Here is a 22,846-nt window from a genome sequence, read left to right as displayed (position 1 = left end):
TTAGCTCTCCTCCTGTGAAGCGTTCCGACGCGACGGCTCGGCGGACCTGGAGGTCGCACCTCCCGCCTGCGACTGCTCGGTAGACCCCGGAACAATGGACTCAACTGAGAACCCGGTAGCTTCCGTATTCCCACCGGCGTAACCAGGGGGAATGCTCGGTCCTCCGGGTTTGGTGAAGGATTTCGGCCCGGGGCCACCATTGGGTGCGCCATCTGAGTAATACAACTTGCTGGTGTAGCCATTAGCGCACCGAGGATGCGTGCGCTGGCAGACCTGCGGGGCAAGGCGCTGTTCCATCTCTGCCAGCTCCTGCATGATGGCCTCCGGATCGCTACCAAACGCAGCATGAACCAGGAGAATCCGCCCATCAGGGGCATCGTCGGCCGGCATCGGCTCATGCGGGCCCGGATAATCGGACACATCCTGGGGCAGGGCATCACCCACCTCAAGGAGCCCCAACGATAACGTGCCCGGGGTCATTGTGATCGACGTCGTAAATAGACCGACCTCACGGTCCGTTTGCACACGCAACGGGTACGCCACGATGATCGGATCGATCTCCGACCGGCGCTTGTTGGCATCCACGATGATGGACCACGTTGCCAGTAACACCTGCTCAATGAGCCACGCACCGTACCGTAGGGCATGCAGAGTTAGACGAAGCGTTTTCATTCTTGCCCTCCTGTGGTACCTGCAATCATTGCCGACGCTTGACGCTGATGTGAATCGGCGTGGTGACCGCTTTCAGTGGCGTGGCCATCACCCATCGCGTGGTTGTCCTCGCCGACACCGTGGTCGTCGCCAGCGTGCTCGTCCTCATCGTCGTGATGAACAATCATGTCGTCGGGGACATCGGCTGGATCATGGGAATCGCCAGTCAGGCCAGCGCCACCGGTGTTCGCCACGCCCACCGCGTCGTCGCCAAGAACGGCGCTCTGGTAGGCCTTGACGTTGAGCAGCGAATCCGCCGCGTGGTTCGTCGCCGAAATCGCGGGCCCAGCGCCAACCAGCAGCGCGGCCGACAACAGGGCCATCACCGCGGACGGCAAAATGAACCGCACCGGAACAGCCAGTTGGCGGTCAACGTACTGCGGGTTCATGGGTTTGCCCCAGAACACCTCGCGCCACAGCCGGAGCATAGAGAGCAGAGCGCCCATGCCGGCGATGACGATGGCCGCCAACACAATCCACGATTTCACCGAGTAGTCGCTGGCCACAGCCATCACAACACCCAATTTACCGATAACACCGGAGAACGGCGGCAACCCGACGATCGACAAAGCGCCGGCGACGAACACGGCCGCGACCAACGGGTCACGACGCATCAAACCGGACAGGCGCTGCAAACGGCCAGTTCCGTACGTTTCCTCAATCGAGCCGATGGACAGGGCCAGCGACGCAATCACCGTCATGTGGTGAACCGCGTAGAACACGCCCGCGGCCAGCATCCGTCGGGGATCATGGCCCACGAAGGCCAGACCAACCAGCATGAATGGCATACCGTTGACCATCTGGTAAGCCAGGACCGAACGCATCGTACGCTCACCCAAGCCAGCCCAGGAACCAACAAGCATGGCAGCCACACAAATCACCAGAATGAGCCACGACCAGCGATCATCCAGGCCAAACATGACGGCATAAATGCGGAAGATCGCATAGAACGCCACCTTGGTGTGCAGGCCAGAGAACAAAGCCATGACGGCCGGCGACGTATTCGGATAGGTGCGCGGCAACCACGTGTGAACAGGGAACAGACCAGCTTTAATAGCCAGCGCCAGAAGAATCAGACCGCCGGTCACCACCACCGGACCGTTGCCCCGGGCCGCGCTGGCCAGGGCCGGCAGGTTCGACGTCCCCGCCGTCGCGTAGGTCAGCGTGACACCAACGACCAACACAGCCGATGTAATCAAGTTCACCAGCACAAATAACCTGCCAGCACGGAGGCGCTGCAATGTACCCGTCATGGCAAGCAACGCGTACGACGGCAGAAGCATGACCTCAATACACACGAACAGGTTGAACAGATCCGCCGTGCTCATCGCCCCGTACACGCCGCCCATCAGCATGCACACCAGGGCAGGGTAGAAGCGCGCATTCATCTCTCCGACAGCCGTCGCGAACCACACAGAGACCAGGCACACGATCGAGGTCATCGTGATCATGAGCGACGAGAACGAATCCGACGCGAACGGAATCGCGATACCCGCAGCGTACCCGCCGACGTTCTCCGCGATCGCGGGATGATTCCAGTGGTAGATCATGAGGCTTAAGCCCGCGGCGAAACCGACGATGGGCACCACGAAAGCCAAAGCAATGCGGAGCACTTTCCACGGCGACATGGCCGCAAGAGCCGCGGCCGCCAGAGGCCCAGCAAGGAAGAGCGGCAGCAGCGCCGCAATCGTTGACGTTGCCATCTATTCGATGCCCTCCTCGCGCTGTTGGCGTCGCTGATATTGGTTCGAGTCGGTGGAAATTCGACGTGCACTGCGGCCCATCGTCTGCAGCGCTGTCACCTCATGGGTGACGTGATCAGGCAAAACATAAGCGTCGTCGGTAGGAGTAGCCTGCTCCTCTTCATCCGCATCTGCCGACTGGCCGTGTGCCACCTTCTTCTTAGCGGGCACGGACTTTTCCTCGGTGCTCCACACCGAGTCCTTAAACGCTGCGAACAAATCTGGGAACTCCTTGACTGGATCGGTCAAGGTGTCATCGGAGCGGCCCAACGCGGCCAAGGCCAGCATGAACGCGGTGGTGGCCATCGAAATAACAATCGCCGTCAGCACGAAAGCCTGCGGCAAAGGATCGGCTGCGTCCTGGGGATTCGTGCCGCTCATGATGGGCTCTGACCGCCACGCGCCGATACCGGCAGCCAGGAGAGTCAAGTTGGTGGCGTGGCCAATGAGCGTCATCCCGAGGATCAACCGGACCATTCCCCGTTGGAGAACCAGGAACACACCGCCGGCGGTGAGTACACCAATCGTTATTGCGATAATCATTCTTCCACCTCCACGGTGTCGACGGGTTTCCGGCCGGACGTATCGCCACCACTATCGGATGTCGATTCAGAGACGGTATCGCGGTCGGTGCCCGCAGTAGACGGTGCATAGTCCGGCTCAGTGGGGTTGACTGGAGAGAACCCTCCGTGGGCGCGTACGGGCCCTAGTGGGTTTTCCGCGCCGGGCCGGATGGAGCCGCCCAACTGCAAGAGCGCGATGGCCACCAAACCGAGAACGGCCAGGTAGACACCGGCATCGAAAATCTGGGCCGTCGTCAAGAGTTCGCCACCAACGTGAGCATTGAGAGGCTGGAGGAAGGACCCGCGGGAACCGTGCCCGCCTTCCTCACCGGAGGCGTGGCCGAGGTAACCGGCCAGGCCTGCGAGGACCGCCAAGGAAATACCCGAGCCCACCAGGATGTAGGGAAGCCGATTGTTCGTTGGGGCCTTATCTGCCGGGCGCGACAGGTAGTAGAACATGAGCGCACCGCCACCGATTAGGGCTGCGATGAACCCGCCGCCGGGGTGATTGTGCCCGCGCCAGAACACCGCTGCGCTGATCAGGATGAGGACGGGGATAAGGAGTTTCGCCATCCACCTCATCGGTAACGAGTTCAATTCTGGGCGCGGGATGGCGGCCAAGGATCCGCGGATGTCATCGCGAACACGCGGCACGGAAAGCACCACCGCGGCGATCGCCACACCACACATACCAAGCACGGAAAGCTCGCCCATGGTATCGAAAGCACGGAACTCCACCAGGATGGTGTTCACGACGTTATTTCCGTGCGAAATTGTGGGCCCATTGGTGAGGTACCACTGCGAAATCAATGGTTTTCCGTGGTAGCCGACCAGCGCGACCACGCCGACCGTCGTCGTTAATCCCATGAGAACCGCGATCGTTCCGGCCCAGCGATCACGACGTGCGGACCGCTCCGTGAAATCGCGCGGTTGCAGCCGGATGACCAGCATGAGGACCACGGTCGTGAGCAGCTCAACCAAAATCTGGGTGAGCGCCACATCTGGGCTGCCCAGGGTCAGAATCTGCAGGGTAACACCGACACCGGCAGCGCTGACCGCAATCACAGCCGACAGACGACGTCGGGCCAGGACCGCGGTGGCCACACCAATAATGACCGTCACCAGGGCAACGTAATCCAGCGGGCGGTCAATTCCGCCCACCCGGGAGCCCATATCGACACCATCAATGGCACCACCGTTAAACAGCGCCCCGATAGCCACGGAACCCGCGAGAGTAATGACCGCTAAGAACGGCAGGGCCAGGTGGCGCGTCGGGGACACGGAATCCGCCATGGAACCACCCAGTTTGCCCCAGCGAGAACCGCCGGTGATGATCCCCTGGAGCACGTGAGCTCCTGTGAAAGGGGATAGTTCCTTGCCGACGAGAACCCGCGCAATAGCCTTACGGAACACGACACAGGTGATACCAACGACGATGACGACGACGCTGATCACCAGTGGCACGTTGATGCCGTGGAACAAGGCGAGGTGAGTGTGCGTCGCGTGGTGTGTGCTCAGCGCGGAATCCGCGGCGGCATCCACGAAGGAATCCATGAAGCCGGGGACAAAGCCCAGCGGTAGGGACAGGAAACCGGGGATCGCCGCGGGGAGCCACAAGGACAGGGGTGCTTCGTGGACGTCGCTGACGTCGCGTTTTCCGTCGACGAAACCGCCGAAAATGTAGCGGTAGGAGTAGGCGAAGGTCAGGATCGCACCCACAGCAGCGCAGACGAGCAGGAGCGCGGTGGCCGGGGTGGCCAGTTCACCTTCCAGCATGGCATCCAACATGCCCTCTTTGGAGATGAAGCCGAACAGTGGCGGGACCGCGGCCATGGACGTCGCGGCGATGAGTGCCATGCCGAATGTCCACGGCATGACGCGCCAGATCGGCCCCAACCGGCGAATATCGCGCGTCCCGGTTTGGTGGTCTACCACACCAATCAGCATGAACAGGCTGGATTTGAACAATGCGTGTGCCAGCGTGTGAACCACCGCGGCGGCCATGGCGAGCGGTGTACCAATACCAATGGTGCACACAATCCAGCCCAGCTGAGACACCGTTGAGTACGCGGTCAGTTTCTTCAGATCATTCTTCTGCAGGGCAAAAAGCGCTGCCATAATCGCGGTGAACATGCCGACGATAATGAGCACACCGCGCCACCACGCGTCGTCATGGAAGAGAGCGGAAAAGCGTAGGAGCAGGTAAATACCCGCTTTCACGACGGCTGCCGCGTGGAGGAAGGCGGACACCGGAGTATCTGCCGCCATCGCCTCGGGGAGCCAGAAGTGGAAGGGGAACTGCGCCGACTTCGTGCACGCCGACGTCGCAATCAACACGGCAATGACTGACAGCAACGCGGGGTGATGTGCCCATTCCGGCGAATGAATAATCCCCGACAGGCTGGTCGTTCCCGTCACACCAGCGCTAATACCCAAACTGGTCAGCAGCGTGAGCCCACCAAAGAACGTCAGAATGATCGTGCGCATCGATCTCAGCTCGCCGCCGGGGCCAGACCGCGCGATCAGGAAGAACGACGCCAGTGACACGAGCTCCCACGAGATAAACATCAGGATGACGTCGTCGGCAAGAACAAGGGTGACGACGGCGGCCATGAAAGCTGTCATGAGCAGGTAGAAGCTCATGGATCCATGGCCGCCATGTAAATACCGCGTTGAGTAAATGAACACGGCTGCGCCGATGCCCAACGCGAGCAGGGCGAAGAATGTAGATAAGGCGTCGGCGCGGAGTGAGAAGATCACGTCGGCGCCGTTGGGTAGGAAGTCCTTAATCCATGTGACCTTCCAGGTCCAGGGATTGCCGTCGATAATGTCGGGCAACTTCCGGAGGAGCGGGGTGGCGGACGCGATGAAAATAAGGGCTAGGGGCCACCCTGCGTTGCGGTCAAGTAACCGAACGAACAGGGGAACCAGGATGAGGGCGAGCACCACGAACAAGGGGATCGCTACAAGCTCCACGAAGCATCAACACCTGTGGGTTTAAGTGGACATAAACAGACAATAAACAGTTTCCCAGGGTATCAGTTGCAGGTCAGAATTCCACGCTGCGGGAATTGGCCTTGGAGTGGGGAATATCGGAGTGGGTTGGCCTGTGATGGAGTGGCCGCGATTGCTTAATGAAAATATGGTGGCATAGTCGTGGCGATACAGAGAGAGTGTGAGCTAAAGCTAATTTAGAAAAATACCTTGTTGAAGCGGGTGAGTAGGTGTTAGGGTCAAAATTATTGAAAATGACGATGGCACTATTGAAAACAAACTCGCGTGGTGACTATGGCCGCGGCGGAGAGCGTGACGGTGTCGAGCGCTATGGCCGATGACGGCTGCCATGTCATAGCGCTCACTATTGCTTGAATACCTCTTCTGGTGCCCGAATACTTCTTTGGAGACGATCATGGCTCACAACATGCCCCCCGGACACGACCACGTGGAGGCAAACCATCACGATCATGGGGTTGAGCACGGTCATGAGCACGGGCCGGGCCACAGCCACATTCATAGCCACAGCCACGGGCACTCTCACGGGCACACGCACGATCACGGTGCTTCGTCACGGGGGCGCTTGATTGCCGCCCTCGCGGTCACGGCAACAATCCTGCTCGCAGAGCTTATCGGTGCGTGGATCTCCGGGTCGCTGGCCCTCGCGGCCGATGCCGGCCATATGTTGGTTGACTCGTCGGGCCTGGTTATCGCCCTGATCGCTGTGCATTTGTCGCAGCGGCCACGCAATAACCGCTTCACGTGGGGATGGTCGCGGGCGGAAGTACTTGCCGCCGCATTGCAGGCAGGGATGCTGATCATTATCTGCGGAGTCGTCGCGGTGGAGGGCATATCCCACCTCATTAACCAACCTGATGTTGAACCGTTGCCCATGCTCATCATCGGAACTATTGGCCTGGTGGCCAACGCCGCGTCGATTATCATTTTGGCAGGTGGGCGCGAAAGTTCGCTCAATATGCGCGCCGCATTTCTAGAGGTAGTTAACGACGCTTTGGGCTCGCTGGCTGTCATTCTTGCCGCCATTATCGGACTAGCGACGGGGTGGGTTCGCGCGGACTCGATCGCGTCCCTGTTTATCGTTGCGCTGATGGTTCCGCGCGCGTTCACCCTCCTCCGCACAGCGATCCGAATCCTGATGGAGGCCACCCCCGACGAAATTGACCTCGATGATGTGCGCGAACATATTTGCGGCGTCGATGGGGTGAAGGATTGCCATGACCTCCACATCAACACCATCAGCACGGGTGTGGTGGCGTTAACCGCGCACGTGGCGGTGGATAGTGGTCTCTCCGCGGCCGAGCACCACCGGATTCTTCACACCCTGGAAGATTGCACGGCCCAGCACTTCCCGGTGGCCATCAAGCACACCACATTCCAGTTGGAAGCGAAGGACCACAGCGGGCACGAGCGCTTACACCACGGCGCGGCATAAATAGTCCGCCGTTGAGCAACTAGCTCATCACATTTTTAACGAACGGGATGCTGTCCTCTTTAGACCTGTTCACCGTTCCGCTGTGATCTTTATCGGGATAGAACTTGAACGTGACTGGCTGGCCGCTAGCCTTCATCTTCTCCGCAAGAGTTACAGCTCCGGGCATAAATATGTCGGTGTCCAATCCTCCTTGGCCGATAAAAACAGGTTGGTTATATCCCGATTCAGGTATTCCCATGTAGTCCTTGAGGGCCTGTTTGAATCCTGGGATAGTGTCTAAAGGCTTGGAAAACACCTCTTCAATGCGGATGTTTTCCTTTTTAACGACATCCGTAATTCCTTCAGGGGCAGGATGCGATGGAGTCGACAAGGTGTCGCATATTGGTCCCTCAGCATAGTCCACCCATTTCTTCCCGTAATCGGTGAGATAGGAATTGACGTCCCACTCCGGGTGCGCGGTACGAAGCCCGGAAACAATGTAGAGAAGATAGGTGGTGAGGGTCGGCAGCACGTTTTGTTCACCCAATTTTCCTGGTGGGACCACGCCCGGACGGAACACCACTGGTAGTAAGTCTTCAATGTAAGCAGGAACTCCGGTGGCGACGGCACCGCGGTAGGATAATCCGTCGCTGTTGCCACCGTATTCTTCTGCGTATCGTGCCGTGAACATTGCAGCGCCGCCGCCTTGTGACTGTCCGGCGACGAACCACTTTTTGGCTAACTCCTCGAAGTGTGTTGTGGACGCCTTAATCGCGTCAACAACACTGTGGGCTTCTACTTTTCCGTCCAAATAAGGATGGCTGCCGGGCGTTCCGAGGCCGACGTAGTCGCTCGCAACAATTGCGTAGCCCTGGTCCATCCACGAATTTAGATAATCCCAATCTCTCTCCCATGCGGCTGGACCATTTGTAGAGTAGGCGCACACGTCGTTGAGGCCGACTGTGCCATGTGCCCAAGCCATAACCGGCCATCCGCCTTCAGGCGCCTTGCCTTGGGGAAAGTAAACGGCTGCGGTAGACAGCGCTGGCTGACCTTGGGAATTCACCGTCCAGTACGTGATTCGATACGACGCTCCCGCATGGGGCACAGCAATAGCCGGATTCAGTGGCTCGACTTTCGTGAGTGTGCCAGGCTCGGTCGTGTCACCGGGCGCAGTATCCATCAGGTGCGGATCATTGCTTCCGGGTATGGATTCGGTGGGCTGACTCACGGTGCCTTGGGCATCACCGGCATACGCGATCCCAGTGGGAATAGAGAGTGTCGAGGCGATTCCTAGAGAAGCGCTGAGGCTTAGGCTTGCAAGAACGGAGCGTCGACGTCTCGCCGTGTGCGCGCGAGAGAACCGATCGGGTTGAGAAGTTTGGGGAACAGTGCGGGGCATGGGACCTCCTCCTAGGAATTGAGCTTTTTGAGAACGATAGTCCCAGCACATCAACGTCGATAGGAAACAAAGTAAAAACTTTGCAAAACCTATCTTTCGGTGGTGGCCACTCACTCCCTACCGCTCATGCTCCGCTTTCATCGCCCGTTGCGTCCGTTGCTCAATGGCCGCAGCATTCTTCGCAACGTTTCGTGCTGACCGCAGACCCAAAGCGTCGTAAATAGGACGGCATTTAAATATCACGGCGATGAACATCGCGACCGCACACGCACCTAAAAGTGGCGGGAGGAGCACCACGGCGCCCGTCATCTCGGTGGTCAAAACAAGCCCGGTCACTGGCGCACCCACACTCGCGGCAAATAATGCTGCCATGCCGACGATTGCCATTGCCGACGGATCCGGCGCGACCTGCGGGAACAGCGCATGGCACACGAGCCCAATGATCAGCCCGAGTTCAGCGCCCAACACAAGCATGGGGGCGAACAAACCGCCCGGCGTGAGCGCGACATACGAACCGATCGCCATGATGAAACGCAAGGTCAGCAGGCCGAGGAGAACCATGACGGTGCCGCGACCCATCAGAGCATCCATCGTCAACGAATCTCCGCCACCCACCAGATTCGGGCCGAGATAACCGACGACACCGATGGCCGCCCCGATCATGCCCGCACGGAGTTCCACGGGGAACGTTGACGCGTCGACTACCGCCAGGGTTCGCATGAGCATGCGGTTGTACAGCAGCCCAGCGAACCCGGCGACCAGCCCCACAAGCAGGAAAAATGGCCCATTATCCAGCGTGGGCGGTTGAGGTTCAGGAAGGGGAAACACGTGATCATCTCCAACGATCACATGCGCCATCGAATACGCCGCCCCAGAAGCTGATAGAACCGCAACTGTCATCCTGGCCTCGAAGCGCTTAACCAATTCCTCAAGCACAAACACGGCACCGGCCAGGGGTGCGGAAAAGGCGGTCGTGAGTCCGGCGGCCGCTCCTGCGGCGATCAGTAAGCGCAGGTCGGCGCGGTTGTTGCGATAGGTCCGGCCCAGGATTGTCGCCACCGACGCACCAAGGTGCACTGACGGGCCTTCGCGCCCTAGCGCCAAACCGCCACCGATGGACATCAGCCCGCCGACGAACTTGATGGGCAGCAAGCGCATGTGAGTGGGGTTGGCGTTGCCCTTCACGATGGCCTCGACGCGGGGAATGCCGGATCCCTCCGCCACCGGCTCCAGATGGCGAACCATCGCCGCCCCCACCATGGCCAATACTGCCGGAGCAACAATGGCGACGAGCACGCCGACGACCCCATGCCCCTGTGACCACCCGAACACTGTGGTCCGCCATGCTTCCGCGTGCTCAAGACACACGCGGAAAAGGGACGCAATGATGCCAGTACCTAACCCCACCATGATGGCGGTAATGGTCAGAGGAACCATCGACATTGATGGTCTCCCCTTGGCCTCATTCCACCACTCCAGGCTGTGATAGCCAGTTAGCACTCGGATGAGGCGTTCGCGCCGGGTGAGGGGCTGGCCACTGGCCGTCGGCTTCGCGTCGTTACTCACATCGTCACTGACGTCGCCACTCACAGTGAGGCCGTTAGTGTCGTGCTCGGAGTTAGTCACGGGAGTCCGTCGCTACTTGCCATTGGTTGATATTGCGGTCAACCGCGTAGCGATCAATCTTCCGCAGTTCCTCGTCGGTAAATGACAGGTTGTCTAGTGCGCCGAGGCTGTCGTCGAGTTGCTCAACTGAGCTTGCCCCGATCAGTGCCGACGTCACCTCTGGCCGTCGAAGTGCCCAGGCGATCGCCATTTGCGCCAGTGATTGTCCACGCTCTTCGGCGATGGCATTGAGGGCGCGGATGCCCTCGAGAGTGTCGTCGTTGAGGAATGTGGAGTTCATCTTGTGGTTGCCCAGGCGTGAATCATCCGGGATACCATTGAGATATTTGCTGGTCAGAAGGCCTTGGGCCAGGACAGAGAACGCAATGACTCCCATACCGTTTTCGGCGCACGTTTTTAGCAATGATGTCTTCGCGGCGGGAGATACGGATGGGTCGGTGGGACCGTCGGGGCCCTCGATCCACCGGTTAAACATGGAATAGCTGGGCTGCATGATGGTGAGCGGAGTGCCCAGGTCGCGGGCAATGCTCTGTGCCTGCCGCGTGAGTTCGGGCGAGTACGAGCTGATGCCCACGTAGAGCGCACGCCCCGACCTAGCGATGTGGTCGAGCGCGCTCATTGTCTCTTCCAGTGGCGTGTCGGGGTCCGGGCGGTGGTGGTAGAAGATGTCTACATAGTCCAAGCCCATCCGCTTTAATGAGGCATCCAGGCTTCCTACCAGGTATTTTCTGCTGCCCCCGAAGCCGTATGGGCTGCTATTCATATACCAGCCGGCCTTGGAGCTAATCACCATTTCTTCCCGGTATGGGCGGAAGTCTTGGGCAAAAATGCGGCCGAAATTGGATTCCGCGGATCCGGGTGGTGGCCCATAGTTGTTGGCTAGGTCGAAGTGGGTGATGCCACGATCAAAAGCACGCCGGAGGATTGCGCGTTGCGTCTCCAGGGGGCGATCCCCACCGAAGTTGTGCCACAATCCCAGGGTGATCGCGGGAAGTTTCAGGCCGCTATCCCCGCAGCGGTTGTAAGGCATGGGGGAGTGCGCCTCGGGTTCGTAGCGGTCATCTGCAGCTCGGTACACGTTCGGATAATGTGCGCTACTCATAGTTTCCAGTGTAACGACGCAGGTGCAGAGCGGTTAACGGTGTTGGGGCGTGGTCGTGGTCCTATTCGTTGGGAATGAGCCGCGGTGGAATTCCCATCTCTTCTATTTCCTGGGGCGTGAGTGCTTCTTCTTCTAACACTTTCTTGACGACGAACCGCGCGCGGTCTTCCGGGTCGGGGATTCGTCGGGCCGCGCTGAGGAGGGTGGTTAGGGTGGCGGCGTTGTTCGATGCCTTGGTGTCGTGTTGCTCGTCGGAGGAGGACGCCGGGCCGAAAGCACGCCACGCGACCGCCGTCGCTAATGAAAGAAGTGTGATTCCGCGAGCTTCGTGGGGCTCGATGCGGCGGTCGACCACACGAGGGGACGAACCTCCATGCTCCTGCTCGCGGTGCGAGCGCTGCGCTTCTTTACTCTTGCGCAGCCGGCAGTGGAGTTCTTGCTGGCCAATGCCGACGGTGGAGCCGTCGTCGTTAGTAATGACCGTGGTGTATGGGATATTGCAGAAGCCGTCGGAGGCGATTTCGTGTTTAATTTGCTCGACCATGGCGTCCGTGACCCGGACCGTGGCGTGGGCATTATTGCGGCCGGGGTTGATGTATTGGAATGTACCGGTGCGCGTCCAGGCTTCGTACTCCCGCCCGAGGCGTTGCATAACGAGCATGCCGAACATGGCGTCGGTCATGGAAAACAGCGATCCGCCGAACGCGGCTCCGTGTGCATTGCCGTTGAACCGGTTGACCTTGAGGATGAGGTGTGCCGACGACCAATCGTCGGGAATATCCCGGATTCTCACGCCTGCAGCAAAAAGAGGTGGGTATGCGCTCATAGCGGCGGCGAAGAGGTGCGGTGACCGGAGAACACGTTTGACGAGGAGGGCTGCAGCGCGAACATTCATGTGAGCTAGGTTACTCAAAATTGGCGACGGTGGGGAGGTTTATCGCGTTTGAGTGATGCTTTCTGTTGGCATGTGATCGTGCCGTGACTGTTGATCTGCCCCGAGTGAGGCAGCGTCGGCTCTATTTATGCCTTATTTCCGACGGCAGGCGTGGGGGTGTCACGGTCTCTGTCAGAGACTAGACGTCCGCGCTTTTCACCCCTTTGACCAGCACTTTCTCCGCTCGCGTCGTTTTTGCGACAGTCTCACCTGTTATTTAAGGGGTAAGTTAGGCTGGATATATTGGCTTGCGACGCTCTGTCGCTTTATTTATAAGCCAGCCAATGCTTAATATGAGTCCATGAGCATCGTAGTTACCAACCAGCTGACCATTACGTCAGATCGCGCGGATGAAGTTGTCTCCCGCTTCTCGCAGAACATGCAGTCCCTGGACACGTTCGATGGGTTCGAAGGTTTCGAGCTGTGCAAGCCGACCGAACCTGCCGACGACCGATGGATCGTGATCACTCGGTGGCGCGACCAGGAGGCCTTCCTGGGATGGCGCAATTCCCGCAAGTTCCGTGAAGACCACGGCTGGCGTGAGCGCGAATCCAGCAAGGAGGAAGAAGCGAAGAGGCCACCGCACGGTTCGATGAACTCCGTCGTCCGAAACTATGACGTCATGCTGACCAAGGACGCTGCTGAGTAGTTGACGCGGTAACGCGCGCACACGACAACCCCACCCAGAACCACCAGCGCATACAGCAAAACCTCCGCTGCTTTCTTAACGAAAGTGGCGGAGGTCATTTATTTGTCGGGGTAGCGGGATTTGAACCCACGGCCTCTTCGTCCCGAACGAAGCGCGCTACCAAGCTGCGCCATACCCCGGTGCAACTCGACTAAGGCTAGCGCACGCTCTTTCGTACTGCCAAATCACCGATTCGTCCTGCCACATCACTACGCAGTCGCGCTGCCTACAGTCCCTTCAGCACAATTTCTCGCTCGACAAAGCCGTCTCCCACCGCAATCTCGTCGACAGTGGGTTCGGGGAGGTCGTCGGCTCCCCCACCACCCTTTTCGACGATGCGCAGCAGCTGTGCGGTCGGCGGGCAGAATGTCCGCACCGGCGCAAACTTGGACGTTCCCAGCCCGGGCGAAACGTTGAGAATGGATTCCTTCCACTCGGACACGCCGGACGCATGCTCGCGGTCGATACCGGAGTTCGTCACGATGGGCTTTCCACCCGGCAGACACAACTGCCCACCATGCGTGTGACCAGCGAGGATCAACTGATATCCATCCTTGGCGAAGGCATCCAGCACCCGCGGCTCAGGTGAGTGCGTCAACCCGATGGACAAGTCCGCGTCCTTATTCGGCTCCCCAGCGATCATCGAATAATCATCCAAATCACCGTGCGGATCGTCGACACCAGCAACCGCCAGCCGGAACCCATCGACGGCGAAATCATGCCGCTGATGTGTGCAATCTTCCCATCCGTGCTCCTTGAACACCGCGCGCAGATTCTTCCACGGCATGCTCTGGTCGCTGTGCTTCTGCTTCTTGCCCGTGAGGTAGCGCAGCGGGTTGGGGGCCGTCGGAGCCCAATAATCGTTGGTGCCAAAACAGAACAGACCCGGCGTCGTCAAGAGAGGAGAAAGAGTCTGGACGACGGCCGGCACGGCCTTCGGATCGCCCAGGTTATCCCCGGTATTGACAACGAGGTCCGGCTCCAGCTCGGCGGGCTCACTGACCCACAGCTGCTTGAGCTGCTGGTGGGGCAGCATGTGAAGGTCCGAGATGTGCAGAATGCGGAATTCATTACGACGCCCCCGAAAAGTGCCTTTATCCAGCATGGGGATGGTTGTGACGGCGAGGCGGAACCGGCTGGCACCAAGTAGCGCAGCAGCGGCCCCTGCAGCTCCCGCAGCACCCGCGGTGGCCGCAATTTTCTTGCCAAAGGACCGGGGAAAAATACTCACACGCCCATGGTAAAGGTGGAGGGACGCTTTTCCGATTCGGCTGGTCAGTGTCCGGGCGGGCGCTATCCTCAAGGGCATGGGTATGAAAGCAACGATCCGCGAGGATCTCAAGCAGTCGATGAAGAACCGCGACAAGGAAACGACCAGCACATTGCGTATGTTGTTGGCCGCGATCCAGGAGGAGGAAACGTCGGGGAAGGCGCATGAGGCGTCGGACCAGGACATTCTCCGCGTGATTGCTCGTGAAATTAAGAAGCGGCATGAGTCCGCTGATGTGTACGCGAAGGCGGGTCGCGATGAACTCGCGGACTCTGAGCGCGCCGAGATTGCCGTTCTGGAGCGCTACCAGCCGAAGCAGCTCTCGGATGAGGAACTGAATGCGCTGGTAGACCGGGTGATCAAGCAGCATGAAGCCGACGGCGGCGAGGTCTCCATGAAGGCGATGGGGCAGATCATGAAGGCTGCCACCGCAGAGGCCAAGGGCACTGCCGACGGTAAACGCTTATCGACGGCTGTTCGCGCGCGGCTTCAGGGGTAACGCCTTTGGCCGGTGGCTCCACGAGCCGGCCACTTCTCCACGCGCCGGCCCCGTCGCTACGGGAGGAATCCCTGCAGCTGGGGTGGGACGTAGGTGTGCAGGAAGTCGTTAATCATGCCGGGTATGTCGGGCAGTGCGGGCGCCGGCGCTGGAGCGGGTACTCCGCCTCCTCCGCCGCCGGTACCGCCACCACCGCCGGTGGTGCCTCCGCCGGTGCCTCCCGTCGAACCGGAATTAGTGGGTTGGGGGAGTACTGCGCGTGAGTATCCGATCGCCTCGGGGTTGGTTCCAGCCTGGTAGGAGGGGTTCATGGGGGGAAGTGTGTGCCCGCCGTAGGCGTCGATAAGGGGCTTGGCCGCGGTGAGGTAGATATCAGCGGGCTCCTTGCCACCGAAGAGGTTGCCATCGGGGCATTGACGCAGGGGGCCGGTGCAGAGCGGTGAGCTGGTGCTGCCGTCGTTGAAGATGTACACGGCTCCGGCAAGACCACTGGTGAGCCCCAGGAATGCGGCGGATTGGTTGGTTTCCGTGGTACCGGTCTTTGACGCCAGCGTGCCGTCCCACCCGGTCAGCTCGGCGGCTTCGTGGGCCGTGCCGGTGCTGACGTCGTCGGATAGGCCGTTGGCCAGCGCGTTCGCAACGTCGGTGGGGATGGCTTGTTCGCACTTCGGCGGTGTGACGGGGACGTCTTTGCCGTCGTGGTCGGTCACCTTCAGGACGGGGTTGGGTTCGCACCACGTTCCGCCGTTGGCGATGGTTGCCGCCACATTGCTCAGCTCGAGGGGATCGACGGCGACAGGTCCGAGCACGAATGACCCTTGGTTGGTCTCTTTAATCGTGTCGGCCTGGGATTTCTCGTCCTTGTTGTCGCCGTTATCGGAACTGGGTTTGTCAGCCAAGCTGCGTAGCCCCATCTTGACGGCGGTATCAACAACGGTGCCCACACCCAGTCGCTTTTCAAGCTCGATAAACGGCGTGTTCGGCGATTCGGCAAGCGCCTGCTTGAGCGTCATTTTCGACGGATACGCGCCGACATTTTCCACGCAGTATTTGGCGGCGGGGCACCCCGGAGCGCCACCGTGGCCCATGTCGGAGACCTCGATCCGCGACGGCACGTCCATCACCGTGTCGATCCCCATCCCCTTTTCCAGGCCCGCGGCTGCAGCGAAGACTTTGAAGATGGAACCAGCTCCATTCCCGACGGGGTGCGATGCCAAGGGCAGGACGGACTGGGAATTGCTGGCGTCGAGCCCGTAGTGCCGTGAGGCCCCCATAGCGAGCACTTCGTGGCCGTCGGGTTTGATGAGGTTCATCGCGCCGGCAACCCCGGGGGTAGTGGCGGGGGCGTATTGTTCAAGCGAAGCATTGACGGAATTCAACGCGTTCGGGTCGAGCGTGGTGGTCAGCGTGTAGCCACCCGAAATGAAGTCGTCCCTCGAGATCCCGTGCGAGGCCAGGTACCGCAGCGCGTAATCGCAGAAGAAGCCGGCCTCGTCGGCCCCGATACATCCGTTGGTGGGGGCTTCAGGCTTATCGACGACACCCAACGGCGAGTTCTTCGCCGCGTCGGCGTCGGCGGTGGAGAGCGCCCCCGTGCTGGTCATGGCGTTAATGACCGTGTTGCGGCGCTGCAGCGCGGCGTCGGGGTGGGTGAACGGGTTATAGGCGGACGTGGATTGAACCATCCCCGCCAGCAGCGCGGCCTGCGGCACGGTGAGGTCCTTGGCGTCGACGTGGAAATACGTCTGCGCCGCGGTCTGTACGCCGTACGCACCGTTGCCGAATTCCACGAGGTTGAGATACCGGGTCAGAATCTCGTCCTTGGAGAGGTCTTTATCCAGGTCAGACGCGAGTTTCATTTCGCGGAGTTTCCGCGCGGCGGTGTCTTCGTTGGCGGCAGCGCGTTCGTCGTCGGTCTTGGCTTTGACCAGCATGAGGTAGTTCTTGACGTATTGCTGGTCCAGGGTGGACGCGCCCTGGGCGACCCCGCCGTGAGTGATGTTGGCTACGACCGCTCGAGCGGTTCCGCGCAGGTCAACCCCGTGGTGGTCGTAGAACCGTCGGTCTTCGATGGCGACTATCGCTTTCTTCATCGGCTCTGAGATCTGATCCGACGCGACTTCTTGTCTGCGCTGCGTGTAGAAGGTGGCCAGGGGGTTGCCGTCCCGGTCGGTCATGGTGGAGACCTGCGGGAACTTGGCGCTGGCGATGTCGTGGTAATTGGAGTCCATGGCGTTGTGGCCACGGTTGATCGTGGCTCCGGCTGCCAGGGCGACGGGCAGCGCACTGAGCGCCACTAGCAGGGTGGAGATGAGTATTGCGCCGAAAAGGATCAGGCTAGGTGCCGGAGCATCAGATCGTCGGTTCACGCTTACACCCTACCCAGTGATTGGCCGTGTGAAGTGAGTCTCACCGATTATGGGCATGTGTTCTGGGAAAACACAGATAGACAAAAACTTACTCTTCCGTTAAGTAGTTAACGCGACTACCCCCGAAATGTGATGTAGTCGACAGTTTGTTTGGCGTGTGAATAGACTTACAGTCAGCTAAGCAGGGTGAATATCCACAAAAACACGGTATCTCGATATACCAGGGTGACGCTCACAGCTTCGCGACCATGCAAACGTGACCACGGAGAGGAGTGCACAATGACTGCATCGCTGACCCGACCGGCTGATACATCGTTGGCCACAACCAAGGACGGACGAATCCAGCAGAAGGTGGATTCGCTTACGGATCCGTCGTCGTTCACGGAGCGTGGCCAGTGGATCACTCACGCCAAGTGTCGTGACATTGATCCTGAGGAGTTGTTTGTCAAGGGGTCGAAGCAGCGACAAGCTGCAGCGATTTGCAGACATTGCCCCGTTGTGTTGCAGTGCCGTGCCGACGCCTTGGATAACCGTGTGGAGTTCGGCGTGTGGGGTGGCATGACTGAGCGGCAGCGTCGGGCATTGTTGCGGGAGCACCCCGAAGTGGAAAGCTGGGCTGACTTTTACGCGGGGTATGCCGGTCGGTCGTAACGGGCCATCCCGTCCGCACGGTTGATTGAGCCGGCGATGGGGATTAAGCCCAGCGCAGCTGAATGAGCCCGGTGCAGTTGATTCTTGTTAGGCTAGGTTCATGACAACCTGGGAATATTCAACAGTTCCGCTGTTGACGCACGCGACGAAGCAGATTTTGGACACATGGGGGGCCGACGGTTGGGAGCTGGTGGCAGTCATGCCCGGCCCAACAGGCGAGCAGCACATTGCCTACATGAAGCGCCCGAAGGAAGACTAGTTTTATGACGACCAGTGGACAGTCCACTCAGAGCCCCAGGAAGAATCTTGCCGACTTAGGGATTGAACTCCCAGAGGTGGCAGCGCCGGTGGCTTCTTATGCACCGGCCGTGATCTCGGGGGACACGATTTATGTGTCGGGTCAGCTTCCATTCAAGAACGGAGAACTGCCGGCGACGGGCAAGGTTGGTGCAGGCGTGTCCGCGGAGGACGCGACCAGTTACGCCCGCCAGGCGGCACTCAACGCTTTGGCCGCCATCAATTCCCTCGTCGACATTGATTCGGTGTCGATTGTGAAAGTCACGGGTTTTGTGGCGTCGGCATCCGGATTTGGTGGTCAACCTGGGGTAATAAATGGTGCATCGGATCTTTTCGGCGACGTCTTCGGTACAGCCCATGCGCGGTCTGCTGTGGGGGTTTCGGAGTTGCCCTTGGATGCGCCGGTGGAGGTTGAAGTCATCGCGCGACGAAATACAGGAGTGCAATAACGCTACGACGGAAGCCGGAAGAAAGCGGCTCGTACTCCGGGGTTTGCCGAACGTGTGCTAAGTCATGCTTGGAATTGCCCCCGTTTCGGCATTTTTTCGGTCGTCTCTGGCCCGATGAGATTTTGACAGACCGCGCGAGGACGTACACTGACATGCATGGAGCATCCTGCGTATAGCCAGTTGCGTCCCGTTACCCCCAACGCGGGCGTTGTTTTATGTCCCAATCCCAGCTATGGCTCGCTAGAGGGCACCAATAGTTGGGTTATTAGAGCTGACGGTGATCCGCGGTCGATCGTTGTGGATCCGGGCCCTCAGGATGAAGGCCACCTGAATGTTCTTAACCATCATGCGTCGGAAATCGCGATGATTCTTTTGACTCACCGGCATCCGGATCATGCTGATGGGGCCAACCGGTTATCGCAGATTACGGGGGCGCCTGTCCGGTCCGTCGATAAGCGTTTCTGCAAAATGGGTGATCCGCTCGAGGACGGGGAAGTCATCACCGTCGAGGGTGTCACTCCGGCTGTAAAAGTTGTCGCCACTCCTGGCCACACCGCGGATTCGGTGAGTTTCTTCCTTTATCCGAGTGCCGACGCTGCTCGGGCCGATGATGGTTCGGGCGATACGAAGCCTGAGGCGATTTTGACGGGCGATACGATCGCCGGCAAGCACACGACCATGATCTCCGAGACCGATGGTGATCTGGGGCAATACCTAGAGACATTGGAGATGCTGAAAAAGCGGGGCGCCGGTGTTCCTTTGCTGCCCGCACATGGGCCGGATCACCCGGACCTGGAGCCGTTTGCCAAGAAATATCTTGATCGACGTCACCATCGCCTTGACCAGATCCGTGAGGCTCGGAAGAAGCTGGGGGATGATGCTTCGGTGGACCAGTTGGTCGATGAGATTTACACAGACGTGGACCCGGTATTGCGTGGGGCTGCTGAGCAGTCGACGCGCGTGGCGCTGCGGTATTTAAGCGCTGAAGAGAAGTAGTGCTCAGGAAGTAGCGCTGGGGAGAAGTCGCTTAAAAAAGTCGCGTGCAATAGAAATAAGCAGCCCGGGAGTCTCGGGCTGCTTTGCGTGTTTGGTTGAGTTCTGCGCGTTTGTGGGTTTTACGACAACTAATGTGTCCGCGTGCCGGAAAACTGCGGGGGTATATCCGGGGTGGTGGCCAAACTGCGGGGGAATATGGTCAGAAAATGGCCGAAAATTGACCATATACCCCCGCACTTTTATTCGGGGCGCATATCCCCCGCAGTTTCGGGCTCCAGGTGTAGCCTCCCTGCAGTTTGCGGGCTCGGGCTGCCCTGCGCTGCCCGGCGTCGTGGCTATCGCCCACCGAACTACGGTGCGTCGTACCGTTTTACCGAGCGCGACGTGCCAGGCGTTCACTGTCGCAAATAACGACGGTTTTGCCTTCGAGTCGGATCCATCCGCGGTGGGCAAATTCGGCGAGCGCTTTGTTGACAGTTTCTCGCGATGCACCAACAAGCTGCGCGATTTCCTCTTGAGTGAGGTCGTGGTGAACTCGCCAGTTGCCATTGTCCTGAACGCCGAACCGGTTGGCTAGCTGGAGAAGCGCCTTCGCTACGCGCCCGGGGACGTCGGTAAAAATAAGGTCTGCCAGGGAATTATTGGTGCGACGTAGGCGACGCGCGAGCACACGAAGCAGCTGTTCAGAGATGGCCGGGTGGTCGTTGATCCACTGGTGGAGCTTCTCCGAGTTCATCGTGGCGGCGGACACTTCAGTGACGCAAATAGCCGACGATGTGCGCGGGTTCGGATCGAAGATGGATAGTTCACCGAACATATCCGAGGGGCCCATAATGGTGAGAAGGTTTTCACGACCGTCAGCTGCGTGGCGGGCTAACTTCACTTTGCCCTCAGTGATGATATAGAGGCGGTCGCCGGGCTCCCCCTCGTCGAAAATGGTGGTGCCGCGCGGAAATCGCACCGTCTCAAGATCATGGATGAGGTTCCGGACGGCAACAGGGTCAACACCTTGGAAAATGCCGGCACGGGAGAGGATCTCGGTGACGTCGCTCAACGTAGTCTCCACTTCTCGCAGTAGGGTCGAGTGCCACGGTGCGCGGCTGTCTGTGTTAGATACTAAATACCGCACCCGTCGCTGTATCGCACCTCACATTACTACGTGGCAGGCGAAAAGTGAGAGCTTTGTCCGATTTAGGAATAGGCTTACGCGGGAGTTTTATAGAGAGGAATAATCAATAAAAAGGCGAAAAGTTTGTCAAGAATGCCCATATTCGGGGATGAATTGACAAAACCGCTGCTTGTGCCGTTGGTCACGTTTTCGGAAGCGAACTCCCGTTGATAACGTATGCTACGTTATCGTAGCTTTTTATAGTGGTGAAAAACACACTATTTTTTGTCGACGGAACCAACGAATTGCGGTAGGAACTTTGCGCTTTCTCTAGTGTGCCTCGACACCGGGGTTCGACGCCTTTTTCCTTCCGGCGTTCTTCGCGAAGAGTTCGTAGCGTTCCATGCCAATGGCGAATCCCATCAGAATGAATGGTGCGAGTAGGGCAAATAAACCGGCCATGCGGTCTACCATACCGACGTTATGTCCAGGGCGCCCGCTATGGTGTTGGCATGGCCACTACCGAGACTCCGCTTGCAAAAGTCCGTCGTGCTCGCAGGATCTCCCGCGCGCTACATCGTGCGTATCCGGACGCTAAAGCGGAACTGAACTTTGACAATCCGTATCAGATGGTCGTCGCCACGATTTTGTCTGCTCAGTGCACGGATCGTCGCGTTAACATGGTGACGCCAGCGTTGTTTAAGCGGTTTCCCGGCCCGGAGGATTTAGACAACGCCAGCGTCGAGGAAGTGGAAGGATTTATCCGCTCGACGGGGTTTTATCACAACAAAGCGCGGAATTTGGTTGCTCTGGGGCATGAGCTCGTCACTCGTTTCGACGGTACCGTACCGGACACGATGGCGGAGTTAGTGTCGCTGCCCGGGGTGGGTCGTAAGACGGCAAACACGGTCTTGGGGAATGCGTTTGGCAAGCCGGGAATAACGGTAGATACCCATGTGGGTCGCTTGATGCGTCGGTTCGGTTTAACGGACGCGACGGATCCGAAAAAAGTCGAGCAGGACGTGGCCCAATTAATTGAGAAAAAACGGTGGACGCCGTTTTCCCATGAAGTGATTATTCATGGTCGACGTGTGTGCCACTCCCGGAAGGCAGCGTGTGGTGCGTGCTTCCTAGCGAAGGACTGTCATGGTTTCGGTGTGTGGGGTCCCACAAATCCCGACGAGGCAGAAAAGCTGGTTAAGGGCCCAGAGCGTGACCGCATTCTTGATTTAGCACTAGGGGGCCACTGATGGGGCGACAACAACGCTGGACCATCCTTATTATCGCCGTGCTCACGGGCTTGGTGATCTGCGCGGTTCCTCTCATGCTCCGGTCTACATCCAGTCACAATGACGCGCATTCGGGAGCGGCGATATCCGATAACCCCGCGGGCCAAGGCAGTGCGGGTGAGGGTGACGCTGGCCGGGGCGATGGAACGGATGGATCGGAGGGCGAAAATTCCCCTGCGTCCAACCCCACCACTGGCCGGCCAGCGTGCCCCACTGCGTCCGCTGAGGCCGCGGTGGGCAGTCACGATGGTTCGCAAAAGGATGACGATTCGCCCCTGGGGTCGGTGACACTGCCATGTTTGGGCAACTCAGCAAGCAAGGCTGACTCCCAACCATTAAGCCGCAACCTCGCAGGCAAACCGACCGTTATTAATTTATGGGCCTTCTGGTGCCAGCCATGCAAGAAGGAACTTCCGATTGTTGACAAAGTGGCCCAGTCCCACCCGGAATGGAACGTCGTCGGCGTCCACGCCGATAAAAATGGTGACGCAGGTGTAGGCGTCCTCTCCGACTTACATGTGGACCACCTGTCAAGCTTCCAAGACTCGGGTGGAGACGTCGCACGAGCGTTGCGCTTGCCGTCGGTTATTCCGATCACGGTGGTTCTTAAACCCAATGGGGAGGTCGCCAAGGTGTACCCGCAAACGTTCACGAGCACCGGCGATTTAGAGTCGGCGGTCACCGCGGTGCTCAGTTAGCAGGCTTGTGGCCGGTCGGCTAGCTC

General features: G+C 59.2%; 21 protein-coding genes and 1 tRNA gene. 9 read left to right on the top strand and 13 right to left on the bottom strand.

What is annotated here, in order from left to right; all coding sequences use genetic code 11:
• Genes KCQ76_RS05525 through KCQ76_RS05510 form a run of 4 tightly spaced genes read right to left on the bottom strand, consistent with a single transcriptional unit; the run spans position 1 to position 5,992 of the window.
• Positions 1-672 carry a Na+/H+ antiporter subunit E gene (locus tag KCQ76_RS05525; RefSeq protein ID WP_052722093.1) on the bottom strand — a complete coding sequence of 224 codons (672 nt, stop codon included), beginning with the start codon at positions 670-672 and terminating at the stop codon, positions 1-3.
• Positions 669-2,414, bottom strand: a complete 1,746-nt coding sequence (locus KCQ76_RS05520) for a monovalent cation/H+ antiporter subunit D family protein (RefSeq protein WP_046203289.1) — start codon at positions 2,412-2,414, stop codon at positions 669-671. The genes KCQ76_RS05525 and KCQ76_RS05520 overlap by 4 nt, the downstream gene beginning before the upstream one ends.
• Positions 2,415-2,996, bottom strand: coding sequence for a cation:proton antiporter subunit C (locus KCQ76_RS05515; RefSeq protein WP_046203288.1), 582 nt, complete (start codon positions 2,994-2,996; stop codon positions 2,415-2,417).
• Positions 2,993-5,992 (bottom strand): DUF4040 family protein, encoded by a 3,000-nt coding sequence (locus tag KCQ76_RS05510; protein ID WP_046203287.1) that lies wholly within the window; start codon positions 5,990-5,992, stop codon positions 2,993-2,995. The genes KCQ76_RS05515 and KCQ76_RS05510 overlap by 4 nt, the downstream gene beginning before the upstream one ends.
• Before the next feature lie 433 nt (positions 5,993-6,425).
• On the opposite strand from KCQ76_RS05510, the gene KCQ76_RS05505 reads away from it, so the two are divergent.
• Complete coding sequence (locus KCQ76_RS05505; RefSeq protein WP_046203286.1) at positions 6,426-7,463, top strand: cation diffusion facilitator family transporter; 1,038 nt, start codon at positions 6,426-6,428, stop codon at positions 7,461-7,463.
• A gap of 19 nt (positions 7,464-7,482) precedes the next feature.
• On the opposite strand, the gene KCQ76_RS05500 is transcribed toward KCQ76_RS05505, so the two are convergent.
• The 4 genes from KCQ76_RS05500 to KCQ76_RS05485 all read right to left on the bottom strand — a co-directional run bounded on the left by KCQ76_RS05500 (position 7,483) and on the right by KCQ76_RS05485 (position 12,467).
• Positions 7,483-8,844, bottom strand: a complete 1,362-nt coding sequence (locus KCQ76_RS05500; protein WP_231725442.1) for an alpha/beta hydrolase family protein — start codon at positions 8,842-8,844, stop codon at positions 7,483-7,485.
• Positions 8,845-8,961: 117 nt separating this feature from the next.
• Positions 8,962-10,470 (bottom strand): H(+)/Cl(-) exchange transporter ClcA, encoded by a 1,509-nt coding sequence (locus KCQ76_RS05495; RefSeq protein WP_231725443.1) that lies wholly within the window; start codon positions 10,468-10,470, stop codon positions 8,962-8,964.
• A complete protein-coding gene (locus KCQ76_RS05490; RefSeq protein ID WP_046203285.1) occupies positions 10,463-11,572 on the bottom strand; it encodes an aldo/keto reductase in 1,110 nt (369 codons plus the stop codon). Before KCQ76_RS05490 ends, KCQ76_RS05495 begins: the two co-directional genes overlap by 8 nt.
• A 61-nt stretch (positions 11,573-11,633) precedes the next feature.
• Positions 11,634-12,467: a PaaI family thioesterase gene (locus KCQ76_RS05485; RefSeq protein ID WP_221914812.1), complete on the bottom strand. Its 834-nt coding sequence runs from the start codon at positions 12,465-12,467 to the stop codon at positions 11,634-11,636.
• Positions 12,468-12,807: 340 nt separating this feature from the next.
• On the opposite strand from KCQ76_RS05485, the gene KCQ76_RS05480 reads away from it, so the two are divergent.
• Positions 12,808-13,155, top strand: a complete 348-nt coding sequence (locus KCQ76_RS05480; protein ID WP_012732608.1) for an antibiotic biosynthesis monooxygenase family protein — start codon at positions 12,808-12,810, stop codon at positions 13,153-13,155.
• 105 nt (positions 13,156-13,260) lie between these two features.
• Here the strand turns inward: KCQ76_RS05480 and KCQ76_RS05475 are convergent.
• Positions 13,261-13,334: transfer RNA gene (locus KCQ76_RS05475), tRNA-Pro, on the bottom strand.
• Positions 13,335-13,420: 86 nt separating this feature from the next.
• A complete protein-coding gene (locus KCQ76_RS05470; protein WP_231725444.1) occupies positions 13,421-14,425 on the bottom strand; it encodes a metallophosphoesterase in 1,005 nt (334 codons plus the stop codon).
• 76 nt (positions 14,426-14,501) lie between these two features.
• On the opposite strand from KCQ76_RS05470, the gene KCQ76_RS05465 reads away from it, so the two are divergent.
• Positions 14,502-14,963 carry a GatB/YqeY domain-containing protein gene (locus KCQ76_RS05465; RefSeq protein ID WP_046203283.1) on the top strand — a complete coding sequence of 154 codons (462 nt, stop codon included), beginning with the start codon at positions 14,502-14,504 and terminating at the stop codon, positions 14,961-14,963.
• A 56-nt stretch (positions 14,964-15,019) separates the two neighbouring features.
• Here KCQ76_RS05465 and KCQ76_RS05460 read toward each other — a convergent pair whose 3' ends face one another.
• Positions 15,020-17,332, bottom strand: coding sequence for a transglycosylase domain-containing protein (locus KCQ76_RS05460; RefSeq protein WP_046203282.1), 2,313 nt, complete (start codon positions 17,330-17,332; stop codon positions 15,020-15,022).
• 279 nt (positions 17,333-17,611) lie between these two features.
• Here KCQ76_RS05460 and KCQ76_RS05455 point away from each other — a divergent pair, with 279 nt between their 5' ends.
• The 4 genes from KCQ76_RS05455 to KCQ76_RS05440 all read left to right on the top strand — a co-directional run bounded on the left by KCQ76_RS05455 (position 17,612) and on the right by KCQ76_RS05440 (position 19,725).
• Positions 17,612-17,983, top strand: a complete 372-nt coding sequence (locus KCQ76_RS05455; protein ID WP_012732604.1) for a WhiB family transcriptional regulator — start codon at positions 17,612-17,614, stop codon at positions 17,981-17,983.
• A gap of 100 nt (positions 17,984-18,083) precedes the next feature.
• Positions 18,084-18,242 (top strand): Sp36 family protein, encoded by a 159-nt coding sequence (locus KCQ76_RS05450; RefSeq protein WP_012732603.1) that lies wholly within the window; start codon positions 18,084-18,086, stop codon positions 18,240-18,242.
• A 4-nt stretch (positions 18,243-18,246) separates the two neighbouring features.
• Positions 18,247-18,729, top strand: a complete 483-nt coding sequence (locus tag KCQ76_RS05445; protein WP_046203281.1) for a RidA family protein — start codon at positions 18,247-18,249, stop codon at positions 18,727-18,729.
• A gap of 156 nt (positions 18,730-18,885) precedes the next feature.
• Positions 18,886-19,725 (top strand): MBL fold metallo-hydrolase, encoded by an 840-nt coding sequence (locus tag KCQ76_RS05440; protein ID WP_046203280.1) that lies wholly within the window; start codon positions 18,886-18,888, stop codon positions 19,723-19,725.
• A 370-nt stretch (positions 19,726-20,095) separates the two neighbouring features.
• Here KCQ76_RS05440 and glxR read toward each other — a convergent pair whose 3' ends face one another.
• Positions 20,096-20,779, bottom strand: a complete 684-nt coding sequence (glxR, locus tag KCQ76_RS05435) for a CRP-like cAMP-activated global transcriptional regulator GlxR (protein ID WP_012732600.1) — start codon at positions 20,777-20,779, stop codon at positions 20,096-20,098.
• Between the two features lie 384 nt (positions 20,780-21,163).
• Positions 21,164-21,295: a hypothetical protein gene (locus tag KCQ76_RS10980; protein WP_257994317.1), complete on the bottom strand. Its 132-nt coding sequence runs from the start codon at positions 21,293-21,295 to the stop codon at positions 21,164-21,166.
• Positions 21,296-21,345: 50 nt separating this feature from the next.
• Here KCQ76_RS10980 and nth point away from each other — a divergent pair, with 50 nt between their 5' ends.
• A complete protein-coding gene (gene nth, locus KCQ76_RS05430; RefSeq protein WP_046203279.1) occupies positions 21,346-22,083 on the top strand; it encodes an endonuclease III in 738 nt (245 codons plus the stop codon).
• Positions 22,083-22,820, top strand: coding sequence for a TlpA family protein disulfide reductase (locus KCQ76_RS05425; protein WP_052722095.1), 738 nt, complete (start codon positions 22,083-22,085; stop codon positions 22,818-22,820). The genes nth and KCQ76_RS05425 overlap by 1 nt, the downstream gene beginning before the upstream one ends.
• The last annotated feature ends 26 nt before the right edge of the window (positions 22,821-22,846 follow it).

Source organism: Corynebacterium parakroppenstedtii, from assembly GCF_019754935.1.
Taxonomy (GTDB): domain Bacteria; phylum Actinomycetota; class Actinomycetes; order Mycobacteriales; family Mycobacteriaceae; genus Corynebacterium; species Corynebacterium parakroppenstedtii.
The sequence above is the reverse complement of the archived record's forward strand: the minus strand, read 5'-3'. Positions and strand labels throughout refer to the sequence as shown.